Origin of the sequence: Sphingomonas sp. TF3 (assembly GCF_003985085.1) — a bacterium.
In the GTDB taxonomy this organism is placed as follows: domain Bacteria; phylum Pseudomonadota; class Alphaproteobacteria; order Sphingomonadales; family Sphingomonadaceae; genus Sphingomonas.
This window is the reverse complement of sequence record NZ_RWKS01000014.1, coordinates 70,849-86,316: the sequence shown is the minus strand read 5'-3', so window position 1 is coordinate 86,316 and position 15,468 is coordinate 70,849. Positions and strand designations below refer to the sequence as shown.

Genomic DNA, 15,468 nt, shown 5'->3' with positions numbered 1-15,468 from the left:
AAACGCTTCCCCTACCGCCTCGCTGTGATCGGCGGGTTGTCGATCCGGGCCTTTCAGGGTCTCAAGGCGCGACCGCAGAGCCTCCCACCGGGGCCGACCATCCGCCACCCAGACTGCGGTACAGGACGACGATCGCCCGCAACCGTGCGGCCCGCAGATCAACCACCGACAAACGCGCGCTCAACAAGCCCCGTTCGGCGTCGAGCTGATCGAGATAGGGCGCGTATCCGGCGCGGTAGCGGTTGACCGCCAACGCCCTTGCGGTCGCGAGCGCGGCGCGTTGCTGCTCGGCTGCGGCCAGTTGCTGTGCGAGACGCTGGTTGCTTTCCATCGCGTTTTCAACCTCCGCAAACGCCGTCAGCGCCGCCTTGCGATAAGCGAAGGCGGCCTGATTCCGCGTTGCGGCTGCGATGGATTGTCGTGCGCGCAAGGCACCGCCTTCGAACAGCGGCGCAAGGATCGATCCGCCAAGCGAAAACAGACTGACCGGGTTGGGAAGAATATTCGATGCCACCGCGCCGCCCGAGGCCGATAGCTGGATGCGGGGCAAAAATGCTGCGCGGGCGACATCGAGCTGACGATCGGCCGCTACCACGCGGTCTTCCGCCTCAGCGATATCGGGACGCTGCCGCAAGACCTGTGCGGGAAGCGATACGGGCACCCGCACCGCGACCAAACCGTCAATGGCGGCACCCGGCGCAATCGCGCCCGGCGCTTTGCCCAACAGCAGGCTAAGACCGTTCTCCTGCCGGGTGATCGCCGATCGCGTGGCCGGCACGAGTTGCGCCGCGACCTGATACTCCGCCTCGGCCTGAGCGAGATCGAGCGCAGGCGAATAACCGGCGGCGGCACGATGACGAATCAGCTCAAGTTCCTGGGCACGGGTTGCGAGCGTGTCTTGCGCAATCGCGAGCTGCGCCTCTAGCGCGCGCAACCCGATATAGCCTTCGACCACCTGCGCCGCGACCGCCAGCCGGACCGTGTCGCGCGCGGCCTGGCTCGCCAGCAGGTCCGCCCGCGCGGCCCCGCGAGCCTCCGCCAACCTTCCAAAAAGGTCGAGCTCATATGATCCAGTCACCGACGCCGTGCCATCGACCTGGTCCAAGCCGACCCCGAAAGCGTTGAGGCTGCGACCATAGCCACCTTGACCGCCAACGCCGATCGCGGGCCTTGCCGCACTCGCGACAAGGCGGAACTGTGCCCGCGCCTGCGCAACCCGCGATGCAGCGACCATGACGTCGACGTTGTTGCGCAGCGCTTCACCCACCAATGCGTTTAGCGCGGGGTCTCCGAAACTTTCCCACCAGTCGTTTTGGATCGCCTGGATCGCCCCCGCGCCTCCATCGACCCGCCACGCCGTGGGCGCGACGACCGCTGCCGATTGGGGGATGGACGGTCGAGGCCCGGCGCACCCCGCAAGCAGCAGCACCGCGCCCGCCGCGCTGGCTCGACGCATCATCGCCGCTCGTCCGTTTCGACGCGCGTTTCGACCGACATGCCCGGACGAAGCCGATCGAGCAGCGCCTGGCCCGGATCGGCCATGATCATCACGCCGATCCGCTGCGGAATCTTGACGAAATTCCCGGTGGCATTGTCCGGCTTCAAAACGGCAAATTCCCAGCCGCTCGCGGGTGCAATGCGCACGACGCGGCCAAGCATTCGATGGCCGCCCAGCGCATCGACGGTAAAGCTGGCGCGCTGGCCGACCGCCATGTGATAGGTTTGCGCCTCTTTATATTGGGCAATCACCCAACGGTCGGGCGGGACGAGTTGCATCAACTCTGTCCCATTGGTGACAAACTGGCCGAGCCGAACGTGCACTTCGCCGATTTGCCCCGGCTCGGGCGCGCGGATCACGGTGTGCAGCAAATCGATCTCGGCAAGGTGCAATTGCGCCCGCGCCGCCTCGACCTGTGCCGACAGCCCGCGTTTGCCGACATCGACCGTGCGCAAATCCTGCCGCGCAATATCTTCACTGGCGATTGCTTCGCGCAGATGCGCTTCCGCCTGTGTCAGGGCGGCCGAGGCGCTGTCGCGCTCGCGCACGGAAATCGACCCGTCGCCGACAAGCTCGGCCGCGCGAGCCATATCGGCCTTGGCCTTGCGCAATTGCGCCTCTGCACCGGCGATCGTTGCCGACTGGCCGACCACCCCCGCCGCACGGGCCGCGCGCGCCTGTTGACTGTTCGCAAGGGCCGCGATTTGGGCATCGAGGTTGGCGCGCGCCTGCTCGACGCGCGCGCGGTAGATACCGTCGTCGATCAGGACCAGAATCTGGCCGCGCTCGACGCGCTCATAGTCTCGCACCAGCACCCGTGCGACATAGCCGCTGACTTGCGGCGCGATCACGCTTGTGCGGCCGCGGACCAGGGCATTGTCGGTCCGCTGATCGGCACCCGCAAACGGACCTATGCCCCAAAGCTGGAGAATCCCCGCGATGGCGATCAGCAGCATTGCAACCAGTGCCGCCATGACGAGAAAGGATCTTTTGGGCGGCTCCCAAACGGTTGGTGCCGCCGATGCCGCTTCAGGGGCAGCAGCCCCGGACGACACTGCGGGGGAAGTCTCACGGTCGCTCATTCGTTACCCCTCAGGTGGCGTGCGCCTGCAAAAAGTCGAAAACGGCTGTTGACGAGGGTGCTCAGCAACAGCAGCGTGGTGGCCAAGGCGATCCAGGTGACAGCCCAGCATGAATCGTTGAACGCCAGCACATTGGCCTGATCCTGCAAAGCGGAGCCAAGCAGCGCGTTCGCTTCGCCCTGCCGATGCGCCGGATCGATCACGACGCGGGCGATACCCTCGGCATTTTGCGCCAGGCGCGATATGACACCGGGGTCACCCAGCGAAACGCTTTCTGCGATCGCTTCGGCGTGGAGGCGCGCGCGCGCGGTCTGCAACGTACCAAGAAACGCCACCCCGATCAGCCCACCCACATTCTGCGTGGTGCTGAACAGCACGACGAAGCTGACCAGATGCGTGGGCCCTTTGAGGGTCACACGCCGCAACCCATCCAGCAAGGCCGGCCCCAGAAACAGCGCAGCGCCGAAGCCCAGCAATGACTGGCTGAGCAGTAGCTGCGTTGGCCTGGTTTCGCTGGTGGATGCGGTGTCGAGCCATGCCCCGAGCGCGATCACCAGCGCCGCCACCAGCATAAGCTCGGTGAAGCGTTCGGGCTTTGCGAGGACGGCGGCCGCGATCGTGCCGGCGACCATCGCGAACAGAACGAACAGAAACAGCGTGTGCAGTTGGTCACTGGTCAGCCCGCCAAGCGTCAGCAGGCCGATCGCGCTGTACGTCTGTTCGGCCAGCGCGACGCGAAAGACGAGCGCGATCAGCGCAAACCGGAGGATATCGACGGTGGCGAACCACCGCACCCAAAGAAGGGGCCGCGCCCGGCGTGCCTCTATCAACAGCGCAAGACCCAGCAACGGGAGGGCAATGGCCAGCGCCCAACCGAGCCACGGGGCGTCGGTCCACCACAGAAACCGCCCTTCCGCCAGCACGGTGCAGATCAGGAGCATTGCCGGAATCGTCAGCCCGACCGTCGCTGCGTCGAGCGGCTCGAACACCTTTGCCCGCTCCGTCGGGGGCAACGGCATGAGCACCAGCATCGTCAACGCGGCCAACCCCATCGTCGCGACGATGACGTGCAGGCCGTACCAATCGTTCAGCGCGATGATGTCGATCGGGAAGAGCCGCGCGATCGGAATGGCAAGCGGTGGCAAGCCGAACCCAATGACAAGCGCCATCGGTCGATAGCGCAGCGGAAACACTTGAAACAGATTGTAGAGGGTGAGCGAGGTCAGCCCGCCCGCGGCTATCCCGCTGACCGCTTGCGCCACCACCTCCATGCCGAAGCTGGGCCATAGCATTTGCAGGCACTGACCGCCGATCAGCACCACCAGCACCGTATGCATGGTCGCCGGGATGCCGAATTGCGTCCGCGCCTTTACGAGCAGCAGGTTCGCGGTGGCGTTGAAAGCGACATATACGGCGAGCAAGAGGCTGCCCTCGCTTGCATAGAGCCCGACATTCCCGGAAATCCACAACAGGTTGACGCTGACCAGGCCGTTGGACAGGCCGGCGGTCATCGCCATGACGAGCGCGGAAAGCGCATAGAGGCAGCGATTCAACGTCGTTTGGCGCGGGGCGTACGGCGCTCCGGGGAAAACCGGCCGCTCCTCGGGCTGGAAGCGATACGGTAGGACGCTGCCGCTCATCGCCGCGTAACGATGCGGCACTGCATAACGGGGTGTTCGACGGTCATGAACGGGCACCTCCGTGGGATCGAAGCCACGCGGACGTTTGCCCGCCTCGCTCCGATCCCGGCAATTCATACCTTGGTTGGTCCGGGCTTACCGGTCAGGCGATGCTCACCCGTTTGACAGCGGCACGATGCCGCGCGTGCCTTGCGGGAATTTCGCCAGGACCGATGGGTCGATGTTCAAATGCTGGCTCACCAGCGCCGGGGGCAAGTGGCTCAGCCAATTCGCCAACGACACTTCCTCATAATGGTCGGAGCGGAACACCTCGACGAACTGGAGCACATCGTCGCCGGTATTTTCGACATAGTGACCAAGATTGCGCCGCACGACCCCGACGTCACCCGCACGGAAATCGTTGGTCGTAGCCTTGGGGCCGGTGTTGAACACCGTCATCCGCGCACTGCCGCGCAGATAATATTGCCATTCGTCGGCATTGGGGTGCCAGTGCATTTCGCGCATCCCGCCGGGCTCGACCGTGACCAGTGCCGTTGCGACGTTGGTCGCGATTTTGAAGTTGCTGCTGTCGGCGATCTGGATCGACCCACCGCTGTTATTGAGGATCTTCGGCGATTTTCCGAGGCGGAAGATCACCGGCTCGGTTCCCTCGACGACCTTTGCCGCCGCCTTGTCCGCGGCAAGATCACCCGGTTCGTCGGCCTGGAAGATCCACAAATTGTGCAAGGGGATATTTGCGAAAGTTTCCACCGGCATGCCGAAATTCTTGGCCAGAATGTCGGGCGGAGTGTGCGCGAACCAGTCGGTAATCAGCAGCGTATTGCTTTCGGACTGGGCACCATCGTCGAACGCGATGACGAACTCGGCACCATCGGGCCCGAGACCCTGCAAAGAGTGGGGCAGGCCCGGCGGGAAATACCACAGGTCGCCAGCCTCGACATCCTCGACGCTCGGCCGGCCGTGGCGATCGAGCGTCGTCACGCGGCAACGACCGCGCGTCATGATCGCCCATTCTGCGGTCTGATGCCAATGCAGCTCGCGCACGCCGCCCGGCGCAAGGTACATGTTGACGCCAGAAATCTCGTCGGAAATCGAGAAATCGGCCTGGGTCAGTTCGCGCGCCCACCCGCCCTTTTGCTGGCGTCGCGGCGAGATGTTGAACGATGACCAGAAAAACGGCTGGGTGCTGATATCGGTCGCCGGAGCGTCCATCTGCGATGGAAACTGGCTTTCGATCACCGGGTTACGCGGTCCGCCCATCGTGTTGCTACGCGGATCGTCCCGCGTGTTGATGGTGCCTTCGGCCGGCTCATCGGGGTTGCCGAAGGTTGGCACTTCGTGGTGCGGAGCGGAACTTGCACTGTGGGTGTCGGTCATGACTCATCCTTGCAAAGGGGGATTGGGCGGCCGGTGCATTGGGGCCGCCCGTCGCCAAGATGCGCCACCCAGCGCGCCGTGCCAGTCATACGAAGGTTGGGTCAGACATCCGGAGCTGCCGCCCCACACCAAGGTCTGGGCTAGACCAACGTATGATTCAGGGACAGCGGCCCGGCGCGGCATCTCATGCGGACACAAGTGGGAGAAGTACCATGACTCTGTTCGTTCGACTGATCACTGCCGCAGCCGTCTCGGTTGGAATGCTTGGTGCCAGTGGTGCCATGGCGCAAAAAATGACCAATGAGGGCCTGCCCCCCTCGGATCCGGTCATGCAGGAAGCGGAATGGGACGCGCCGCGCAACACCTTCTTCCTGAACGGCGAACGCGATGTGGAATTGATCCGTTTCAAACGCGTCCACGACATCGAGATTTGCGCCGGGAAGCCCGACCCCAACGCAATTGGAGCCGCCCGCCACGGCTACCCGATCCAGGTTTCTTGGGATGCCGAGGTCGGTGTGATTGCGCCCGGCAACTGCCTGACCTTCGACGCCATGCGGGTGAAGGTGAAACCGGCCAGCGCAATACCGCAAAATGTTGATCTCGTCGGCACCGTGAAGGTCCTTCGCTAACCGGCGCGCCGTCGCCGGATCAAGCCGATGCTGGCGGTCGTCGACACAAGTGGCAGGAGCGGTGTTGCCGCCGGCCAGTACAGTGCGATCCCGACCGCCAGCAAGGCACCCGCAGGCAAGGCCAGCAACACCAGCCAGCGCGGGCTGCTCCATGGTGCCTTGCCATCGACGATGTCTCCGACAAGGTCCGTCAGCGTCCCCGTAGCGTAGGTCGTCGTCGCACCGTGCGGCACGCCGTCGCGCTTCGCCGCGACCGTCTGCAGCGCCATCGCCGCCGCCGACAGCGTGATCAGCCCGAACACCGCCAATCCCGTATGCGGCCCGAACCACCACCATAACGCCACCGCGGCAAGGCACAGGGCGGAGGCAATAAGCGCGACCAGCGACGCATCGTTGCCGCGCGCGCGGGTCATGCGGAAACCCGCGGCCAGCGCCAGCGCAAACGCCCCGATTGCGGTCAGCGCCCCGGCCAACACCGTCTCATATCCCGGTCGCGTGAACACCGTGGCCAACACCGCGTTTCCGGTCATGTTGGCGGTGAAGATTCCCCCCAGCGCCAGATAGGCGAAGCCGTCGGCCGCGCCCGTGCTGAACGACAGAAGTGGAAGCACAAGCGCTTGATCGCGGATTGGCTGGATCGGGGGTTGCGGGATGACGGACATGTGGCTGGCTCCTTGAAATGGAGCGCAGGCTACGAAGCGCGCGGAAACGCCGCCATCATACCTAGGCGTGCAAACCTTCGTATAGATTGGAGCGCGGACCCCGGGGACATAATTGCAAACCCGACCAGGCGAAGCCGGTATCGGCGTATCCGGGAGACATCGCATGAGATACCTCGCCATGACGGCATCCTTGGGCATGGTGCTTGGCGGCTGCGCGCCACCGTCCAAGCCCGTGGGTTGCCCAGATCCGGCGGCCGTGGCACCAGCCTCCATTGGCGGTGCGAGCTACGTCGCGGGACTGACCGGCCGACTTTCCGGCCCCGACCGCGAGAATGTCATCGCAGAGGCAATCGCGGAGATTCATCGCGCCGACCCCGGCATGAGCGCGGACGCCATCACCAACGTCCTGATCGCCGCCGACTGTCCGGTGGCCGCCGCCAAGCCTGACCACACCGAATCCGCCGACCGCCAGCGCATCGGGCAATTCCGCGCGCAGGTGGACCAGTTGCTGGGAAGCTAACCCGCGCGCGCGCTATCGTGGTCCGAGGGTGTTTCCTGAGTGACGGGCAGCCGCACGGTGAAGGTCGCGCCGCCATCGGCATTGTTCGCCGCCACCAGCGTGCCACCATGCTGCTCGATGATCGAACGGCAAATGGACAACCCCATGCCGAGCCCGGTCACTTTGGTCGTGAAAAAGGGTGCGAACAGTGCTTCGGGGTTCCCAGCAATGCCAACGCCGCGATCCCGTATCGCAAGGACGATCGTTTCGGCGTCATGCCACACCTCGAGCGACAGACTGCGCTGGTCGGCGGGGGTGGCGATCATGGCTTGATCTGCGTTGAGCAGCAGGTTCATCAGCACTTGCTGGATCTGGACGCGATCCCCGTATATCGGTGGCAGCCCGTCCAGGCCACTCAGGTGCAGGGCGACGCCATGTGCCTGCAATTCGCGGCGCAACAGGTCCAGCGTCGCGTCGACCAACGGGCCGAGGATCACCCGTTCGCGCTTGGGATCGGCGCGGCGGGCGAGGTCGCGGATTCGCGTAATCACGTCGGCGGCGCGGGTGGCGGTGGTGGCAATGTTGCCTAGACAATCCGCGACCTCGGCCGCGTCCGGTGCCTCGCGCGCGAGCCAGCGCTTGCCCGAATTGGCAAAGGTGAGGATCGCTGCCAGCGGTTGATTGACCTCATGCGCGATCGAAGCCGCCAGTTGCCCGAGCGTCGTGATCCGCGACACATGCGTAAGTTCGGCCTGCGACTGGGCCAGTTTCGCCTGGGCGCGGTTGCGTTCGGTCATGTCCAGCGCCATCACCAGAACACGGCTCCACCCGTCGCCGCCGGGCGGAAGTGTCACCCGCAAGACGACGTCGACCGTCGTTCCGGCTGCTGTACGAAAGCGTGTTTCCTCGTCGATCACCGGATCTCCCCGCAGGAGCGCAGAAACGATGCGGCCAAGTGTGGCTTCGGCAGCGGGCGTGTAATAGGCCACGAGGGTCCCGCCGATAAGCGCCGCGCGGTCGGTCAGTCCAAAGAGGCGTGCCGCGGCGTCGTTGGCATCGCGTAGGACGGCGGTTTGCCCGACGCGGGAAATCGCCGCCGCATCAGGTTCTTGCCCCCGGCGCAGCACGCTATGCGCGGCCGACCAGTCGGTCTCCCAGATGGCAATGCCCGCAGCGCTGAAGATCGTCCGATAGCGCGCTTCCGAGCGCAGTCTGTCCTGCACCGCCGCCTGGTTGCGCAGACACAACCAGGCCGTCACCGCGATCGCGACCAGACTGACCGCGAGGCGCATCGCGGGCGAGCCAAAAGGCTCACCGCCGTGGCTGACGACATAGGCACCCGCCGCGAGCAGGGCCCCAAGACCGCTGGTCGCAAGGACGAGTTGGCGATCGTGGTTGCGCGCCACCATCAGGACGACGAGTGTGTAAAGAACCGCTACAGCGCCTTGCAGGGGGCTGAGCGCGTCCAATGCGAATATCGCCAGCGCAACTGCAAGCGCGGCCGCGCCATTGAGCCGTCGCCTGAGCGCTCTCCCTTCCAGCATCGCGGCCCCCTCGCCCCCCTTGATCTGCCCAGCCGCGGGCGCGCGGGGCCGGATATAGCTGGCCGATCAAACCGTGCGGCGCAACCGGCATAAGCAAGCGGCCGATTTCCCGCGACGAAATTTCCCATGTGGATTGTTGGTGCGCGTGCGTCTGACAGGTGATGTTTCCATCCGAACACGCGGAGATCGAGTTTGTATCTTAGCCAGACCATCCAACGCGCTATCGAGAGTGGCGCGATCCGTGAAGGAGCTACGGTGGAGGCAACCCCACTTATCCGCATTTACGAGACGTTGGTCGGGATCGGCACTGTCGCGCGGACCTGCGACCACCTGCTGCGGCAACCGGAGCCGGATCTGGCCGAACTGCGCCTGCTGGTGGCGAATCTCATCGCCGCATCGAACGACGCGATCACAATCATCCGGGACTGAGGATTTTAACGGCGGTAGCGCAACTCGATCCGCGCGGGATCGATCCGTACCACGCGCACTGGCAGGATTTCAGCCACCGTCGTGGCGAAGCGCAGCGGATCGTGAAGTCGGAAGCGTCCCGATACGCGCAGCGCAGCCACCCGCGGATCGACGATCACCAACTTGACCTCACTGCTCGCGTTTAACTGTTCGATCGCTTCGGCGAGCGTCGCATTGTCGAATTCCGCCAAGCCCTGACGCCACAGTGCTTCCGCGCCCGGTGCCAATAAGGACACCCGATCCGGCTTACCGGCATTTGCGACGAACGCCTGACCGGGACGCAGCACCGTCGCGCTGCCACCGCCCTCGATGCGGACACCGCCCTCGAACAAGGCAACTCTCAGCGAACTGGGCGCGACACCGACCTCGAAGCGTGTCCCGACATCGATGATCGTCCGTCCGCGCGCCGCCACGCTAAACGGATGCGCGCTATCGTGCCGTACGTCGAACAAGGCACGCCCCCGGTCGAGAGAAACCCGACGCCCGTTGCCGAACGCCACGCGCGCGCGACTGTCGACGTCAAGCGTCATGCGCGACCCATCGGGCAGCACAATTGCCTTCACCGCTCCACCACTCGCGACCAAAATGTCCCCCGCGTCACGCATGTCGGCGACGACAGGAGGCTTGGCCGGTCGGGGAAGCAGCAGCGCAGCACCGCCAATCACCGCGACCGCTGCCGCTGCCCCGGCCACCCAACGCCACGGCGTTGTGGTGGCGTTCCACGGCCCTGCGGCCAGCGCTGCGGCGCGCAAATCTTCGAACACCGCATCATCTGCTGCATCGAACGCTGACCATGCGTCTTCCAGCTTCCCCCAGGCGGCGGCATTGGCATCGTCCTCGAGCCAGCTTGCGAACAGTCCGGCCTCAACCGGTGCCCCGCTATCCTGTTGGACCTTCCACAATGCGGCCGCATCCGTCGGCGACAGTCCGCGCAGGAGCGCACGAGTAACACGCACCGTCACTGCGCCTCTCCCAATCGCGCAAGGCGCTCGGTCGCGCGCAGCATATGCTTTTCGACCGCGCTGACCGACACGCCCAGTTGCGCCGCGATGTCGCGATAGGCCATTCCCTCCAGGCGGCGCAAAATGAAGACGGTTCGCGTACGATCCGGCATCTGCGCCACTGCGGCCATCACCGCCTTGAGCGCCTCGCGGCCCGCGACGATCCGATCCGGGCCAAGTTCCGCGCCACCTCCTCGATCGGGATCGAACTCGATATGCGCATCATGCTTGCGAACGGTGCGTCGACGTCCGCGATCGGCCAGAACGCTGGCCGCGACCTGAAAAACATACCCCCGCAAATTCTCGATGCCGTCCTCGCCGCCGCGGGTGGACAGACGCAGAAAGACCTCCTGAACCAGATCCTGAACATCATCCTGTTCGGCCACACGGCGACGAAAATAGCCGATCAGCGGGTCGCGCAAGGCCTCAAGCGCAAGGCCACGCGCGTCATTCGCCGGAGAGTTTTTGCGATCGGGCACGCCATACCTGTGCGGCATCAGGGCGCAAAGTACCACCCCCCGCAATGGCACCGGATCGCGCCGGAGAGATAGGGCAAACGCAGTCATTGGACAAAAGACGCGCATTCCCCGAAAAGCCACACCGCTTTTTTTTCGGCGTTCAGATTGCCAGCGCGAGCGTGAACTCGAAACGCCGCCGCCGGGGGTCGCCATAGCCGCTATAACCGCCTTCCTGACTGACCACGGTGGCGGGGCGATGATCCAGCAGGTCCTCAATACCAAAGCGGAGATCGAGCGTCCGCCCGCGCGCCGCGCCCGGATCGAAAGGAATGCGATACGCGACCGCCAAGTCGAGGGTCACGCTCGCCGGAATGCGCGCACTGCCCTGCCGGGCAGTGAGTCGTGGGTTCAGGGTGGTGGTAAGGGCCGATCCCTGCTCAACGCTGTAAGCGCCGTAATATTGTGCGGCCAGACCCAGCTCCAGCCGCCCCTTGGTCCAGTTTAGCCCGGCATTTCCGCGGAGGGCCAGCGCGCCGTCGATCCGATTGGTCAAATTTTGGAGGGGATAGCCGTTGGCCAGATAATGCCGGTAAAGCGGCTGCCAGGTCCCGGCGAGGAAGACGCCGATATCGCCATGACGGGCACTCCGAAAGGGCAGGTCGATCCGCGCATCGACCGCATCGATCGTGGTCCATCCCACCGTGGTGTAGCTCGTATCGATCTGCGTCACTGCCCCGGCGGTATAGCCCTTCGCCGCGTCCTCCGCGGTTAACGGCAGCCGTGTCACACGGCCGGGATAGCGATCCTCGTAGTACAAGATGACGAGCGCACTCCCAACGGGCCCACCGGCCTCACGGCTGCGGCAAATGTGCGAATAGTCGACCGAAAGCTTGGTCCCGCTCTCGCCAAACGGGTTGGCGACGAACCCGGCCGAAAGCGTCGCGGCGCGCTCGGGCACCAACGGATCCTTGAACACGATCAGTGTGTAGGCCGGTGGGGCGATGATTTGATTGCCGCGTTTCGGATCGATCGCGGCTCCCTGTGCAGAACCCCCGGCAAGTTGCTGCAGCGGTGGAGACGTTTCGCCGGTCGCGAGGCTGGCGCGTAGCAACAGCCTGGACAGCGGGCGCACCTTAACGCCAGCGGTAAAGACCATCACCGGCCGTTCGCTGCCGCGATAGCGCTCATACAGGATTTGGGGATCGTCTTTCGGGTCGGGCGAGGCATTGACGCGCGTGGCGTCGATGCGGGCTGCGACTTGCACTTCAAGCCCCCGCAACGGTGCAAAACGCGCTTGGTCCGAGACCAGGGGAGCGCGCACTTCGACATAAGCGGAGCGCACACGCTCGGAATATCCCCGGAGCGTGTTGGACAGCGGTAGCCCGAACACCTGATTCACATAGGTGGTCGGTGCCACGCGCTCGTATCGCTGCTCCGCCAATATCGTCGCGAACAGCGCCCCACCCGGCAAAGCCATGACAGGCCCGCTCAACCGCACCGACAGGTCGCTCATCCGGTTGGTTTGAACCGAGGATACAAAGACGGGAACGGCATTGCTCGCCAGTGCGGCCTGCAATGCTGTGCTGTCGCCAAGCGGATTGATCGCGTCGGGGCTTGGCGATGCAAAGCCGGCCAATTGCAACAAGGCCGTCAGGTTCATCGTCTCCCCGCTCTGCCGCAATTCCTGTCGCGCCGAACCGAGGCTGAGATCGAGATTTGCTTTCCACCCGGCCGGCAGGCCCACGACAGCGCCGACGCTTCCCCGGGTCGTGACGATCCGCTGGCGCGTGGCGCTGTAATACGCGTAGAACGGCAAGCTGAGATCGATGTCCTGCTGGAACGGATTGTTCGGATCGGTCGCGCTCATCTGCACAAAGGCACCATAGGTTGTGCCGCTGACGGCCCCCTTGTCGACCAGCCGAATGAAATCGCCGTAAATTTCAATACCGCCGAACTGATGGCGGATAGTGGCGAGGATGGAACTTGTCTCCTGCGCGACGGTCAGGCTGCGTAGCCTGCCCTCTTCGCTGCTCGACGGCGTGGTGTCGAGCCGACCGGCATTGGCGAGCAGCAGCGCCGCAGTCTGCGCGGCAGAACGGCCGTTCCCGGGCGGCAGGGTGGTGATGAAGCTGCCCAGCGCACCGCCGCCATATTCGGGCTTGAAGGTCAACGGCACGCGCCCGGAACCCGCGATGTTGACCGAATCGGAAACGGGCAGATCGCCATATTCATAGGCTGCGCCAGCGGTGGCGAGGATGCGATCATTCGCTCTCTGCGCGAAGTCCCGGTCCCCAATGTGCAGGGCGCTGCTGCTTGCGCGGCTGAAGGAGACCATAACATCGGTTGCCCCGTGATCGGGGGTGAAGCCGATCCGCGCATCGACCCGGCCTTGCGGGGCGTCCCCACGCTGCGTCACACCACTGGTCACGGTCAACGCGGCTCCGCGATAATCGCGGCGCAGCACCAGGTTGATCACCCCGGCGATCGCACCTGGACCGTAGATACCGCCCGCAGTCGACGTCGCAATTTCTGCACGCTCGATGCTTTCCGGCGACACCGCGTTGACGTCGGACTGGACGAATGTCAGCGTTCGGCCCGGTAATCGCGGCATCGCGCGTCCATCTACCAGGACCAGCGTCTCGTCCGCGCCCAACCCGCGCAAATTGACCGTGGACTGCGGCGACGCCTGCCCCGAGATCGGCGAGTGCATGAACGAGACGCCTCGCGCATCCGCCGACATCCGCTTTCCGATCAGTTCCTCCACCGTCGACGCATGGGCGCTGCGGATATCGGCGCGCGTCAAGACCTGATACGGCTGGACATCGTTGGTGAAGCGCCGGATGTCGGCATTCTGCGTACGCCTGCCAACCACCACGATCTCCGGAACGGGTGCCGTCGCCGCTTCGGTCTCGCTCTCGGTCGCCCTGACGACGATGTACCCGCCGCCGTTCGTACGCCGCTCGACGAAACCGGTTCCATCGAGCACCGCTTTCAGCGCGTCGTCGATACGATATTTGCCCGACACCGCAGGCGCGCCGGTCGTGCCGATTGCGGCATCGGAAAAAAGCAGCTCAACTTGGTACAGGCGCGCCAGCGTCTGCAGCGCGGCGCGCAACGGCTGGGCCGGCAGGCGGACCTCTTTCACGGGCCGGGGCGACGCGCACGTCATCCCCGGCGTCGCAACAGCGGCGCAAAGGGCAACGATGCCGAAGAGATTCAGATGCCCCATTTTACCCCATTGCCGAACCCGGCTTCACCTTTCTCCCACAAAAGGGAAACACGCTCGACCCGCCACGCCAAGAGAATCGTCGCCGCACACTATTGGTGTGCGCGCGCCGCCGCTCTCCCCACAAGCACGGCGACCAGGCATGCGATCCCACCGACCCCCAGCCCCCAGCGCGGATCGATCGAGTCGATCAGCCCGATGATCGACGCCCCGATCGGGGTCGATCCGACGAACGCGGTCGACCACAAGGCGGTCACCCGCCCGCGATATTGTGGCGCGGCTGCCAACTGAATCGTCGCATTGCCCGTCGTGATGAAGGTAATGCTCGCCAGTCCGACGACAAACAGCAGAACGACCGCAATCGCTTGCGAGGGTGCGCACGCTGTCGCAAGCATCGCCGCCCCGTAAAGGGATGCCGCCCGAACCAGCCGCGGCAGACCAAGCTCCGGCCGCAGCATGCAATAGATGCCGCCCACCACCGAGCCCGCGCCGAAGGCACCGAGCAGCCAACTATAGCTTGCCGCGCCGCCCGCAAGCGACACCTTGGCGAACAGCGGTAGACTAACCTCGAATTCGTAGGTGAACGTACCGATCAATGCCATCATCGCGACCGGCCCGAGAATTTCGGGGACGGTCAGGGCATAGCGAAAACCTTCGAGCAGTTGCCCGGGGGCCGGCGTCACGCGCTGAACCGGATGCAGCGCGGACCGTTGCATCGCCAGCAACGCGGCGAGCACGGCAGCGAAGCTGATCGCGTTGACCAGAAAGCACCAACCGATCCCGACGGTCGTGATCAATAACGCGGCAACGAGCGGTCCGACCGCGCGACCGACATTGACCATCGTGCTGTTGATGGTGACCGCGTTGCGGATCAGCGGCTTGCCGACCATTTCCGGGATAAAGGCCTGGCGCGCCGGATTGTCCAGCGCGGACAGGCATCCAAACAGAAGCGCGACCACGAACACGACGGTCATGTCGATCCGGTGCGTCAGCACCAAACCCGCCTGAAGCAGCGACAGCGACGCAAGCAGCGACGCGGTCGCCACCAGCAAGCGGCGCTTGCTCATCCGGTCGACCAGCAAGCCCGCATAGGGCGTCAGCAGCAGCACCGGGAGATACCGCGCGGCCGTAGCAAATCCCACTGCGGTCGCCGAGTTGGTCAGTTGCAGCACAAGGATCGCCTGGGCCACGGTCTCGGTCCAAGAGCCAATCAGGCTGATGCCCTGGCCAATGGCGAAATGTCGAAAATTGCGCACCGACAGGGCGGCGAGCGGACCAATCGGGCGGTCCTCCTCCGACGGTGGCGAATTCTGTGGCGCGACCCTACCGTCCGCGCCGACCACGACCAGGCTTGCGTCGCTCACGCCGACCAGGCGTCCAGCGG

The 15,468-nt window shown here is 64.8% G+C and carries 13 protein-coding genes; 3 read left to right on the top strand and 10 right to left on the bottom strand.

Annotated elements, in window-relative coordinates; all coding sequences use genetic code 11:
• Positions 1 to 61 precede the first annotated feature (61 nt).
• The 4 genes from EJC47_RS13755 to EJC47_RS13740 form a co-directional block, all read right to left on the bottom strand.
• Positions 62 to 1,459 carry an efflux transporter outer membrane subunit gene (locus tag EJC47_RS13755; RefSeq protein WP_260591584.1) on the bottom strand — a complete coding sequence of 466 codons (1,398 nt, stop codon included), beginning with the start codon at positions 1,457 to 1,459 and terminating at the stop codon, positions 62 to 64.
• A complete protein-coding gene (locus EJC47_RS13750) occupies positions 1,456 to 2,580 on the bottom strand; it encodes an HlyD family secretion protein (RefSeq protein WP_126848493.1) in 1,125 nt (374 codons plus the stop codon). The genes EJC47_RS13755 and EJC47_RS13750 overlap by 4 nt, the downstream gene beginning before the upstream one ends.
• A complete protein-coding gene (locus EJC47_RS13745; protein ID WP_126848491.1) occupies positions 2,577 to 4,220 on the bottom strand; it encodes an MFS transporter in 1,644 nt (547 codons plus the stop codon). Before EJC47_RS13745 ends, EJC47_RS13750 begins: the two co-directional genes overlap by 4 nt.
• 153 nt (positions 4,221 to 4,373) lie before the next feature.
• Positions 4,374 to 5,597, bottom strand: a complete 1,224-nt coding sequence (locus EJC47_RS13740) for a cupin domain-containing protein (protein ID WP_033967436.1) — start codon at positions 5,595 to 5,597, stop codon at positions 4,374 to 4,376.
• A gap of 212 nt (positions 5,598 to 5,809) precedes the next feature.
• Between EJC47_RS13740 and EJC47_RS13735 the strand changes: the two genes are divergently transcribed.
• Positions 5,810 to 6,226 carry a hypothetical protein gene (locus EJC47_RS13735; RefSeq protein WP_126848489.1) on the top strand — a complete coding sequence of 139 codons (417 nt, stop codon included), beginning with the start codon at positions 5,810 to 5,812 and terminating at the stop codon, positions 6,224 to 6,226.
• Here EJC47_RS13735 and EJC47_RS13730 read toward each other — a convergent pair.
• Entirely contained in the window at positions 6,223 to 6,888 is a 666-nt protein-coding gene (locus EJC47_RS13730; RefSeq protein WP_171010440.1) for a YoaK family protein, read from the bottom strand. The two genes, EJC47_RS13735 and EJC47_RS13730, sit on opposite strands and share 4 nt — an antisense overlap.
• A gap of 163 nt (positions 6,889 to 7,051) precedes the next feature.
• Here EJC47_RS13730 and EJC47_RS13725 point away from each other — a divergent pair, with 163 nt between their 5' ends.
• Positions 7,052 to 7,408 carry a hypothetical protein gene (locus EJC47_RS13725; protein WP_156143109.1) on the top strand — a complete coding sequence of 119 codons (357 nt, stop codon included), beginning with the start codon at positions 7,052 to 7,054 and terminating at the stop codon, positions 7,406 to 7,408.
• Here the strand turns inward: EJC47_RS13725 and EJC47_RS13720 are convergent.
• Entirely contained in the window at positions 7,405 to 8,931 is a 1,527-nt protein-coding gene (locus EJC47_RS13720) for a sensor histidine kinase (protein ID WP_126848483.1), read from the bottom strand. The two genes, EJC47_RS13725 and EJC47_RS13720, sit on opposite strands and share 4 nt — an antisense overlap.
• Before the next feature lie 255 nt (positions 8,932 to 9,186).
• On the opposite strand from EJC47_RS13720, the gene EJC47_RS21035 reads away from it, so the two are divergent.
• On the top strand, positions 9,187 to 9,360 hold the full coding sequence (locus EJC47_RS21035) for a hypothetical protein (RefSeq protein ID WP_156143110.1): 174 nt from the start codon (positions 9,187 to 9,189) through the stop codon (positions 9,358 to 9,360).
• Positions 9,361 to 9,365: 5 nt separating this feature from the next.
• Here the strand turns inward: EJC47_RS21035 and EJC47_RS13715 are convergent, their stop codons facing one another.
• The 4 genes from EJC47_RS13715 to EJC47_RS13700 all read right to left on the bottom strand — a co-directional run bounded on the left by EJC47_RS13715 (position 9,366) and on the right by EJC47_RS13700 (position 15,448).
• Entirely contained in the window at positions 9,366 to 10,355 is a 990-nt protein-coding gene (locus tag EJC47_RS13715) for a FecR family protein (protein WP_185867675.1), read from the bottom strand.
• Positions 10,356 to 10,357: 2 nt separating this feature from the next.
• The gene (locus EJC47_RS13710) at positions 10,358 to 10,879 is read right to left on the bottom strand and encodes an RNA polymerase sigma factor (protein WP_171010442.1); all 522 of its coding nucleotides are present in this window, start codon (positions 10,877 to 10,879) and stop codon (positions 10,358 to 10,360) included.
• Positions 10,880 to 11,018: 139 nt separating this feature from the next.
• Positions 11,019 to 14,087 carry a TonB-dependent receptor plug domain-containing protein gene (locus EJC47_RS13705; RefSeq protein WP_126848477.1) on the bottom strand — a complete coding sequence of 1,023 codons (3,069 nt, stop codon included), beginning with the start codon at positions 14,085 to 14,087 and terminating at the stop codon, positions 11,019 to 11,021.
• A gap of 89 nt (positions 14,088 to 14,176) precedes the next feature.
• Positions 14,177 to 15,448: an MFS transporter gene (locus EJC47_RS13700; RefSeq protein WP_185867674.1), complete on the bottom strand. Its 1,272-nt coding sequence runs from the start codon at positions 15,446 to 15,448 to the stop codon at positions 14,177 to 14,179.
• Positions 15,449 to 15,468 lie beyond the last annotated feature (20 nt).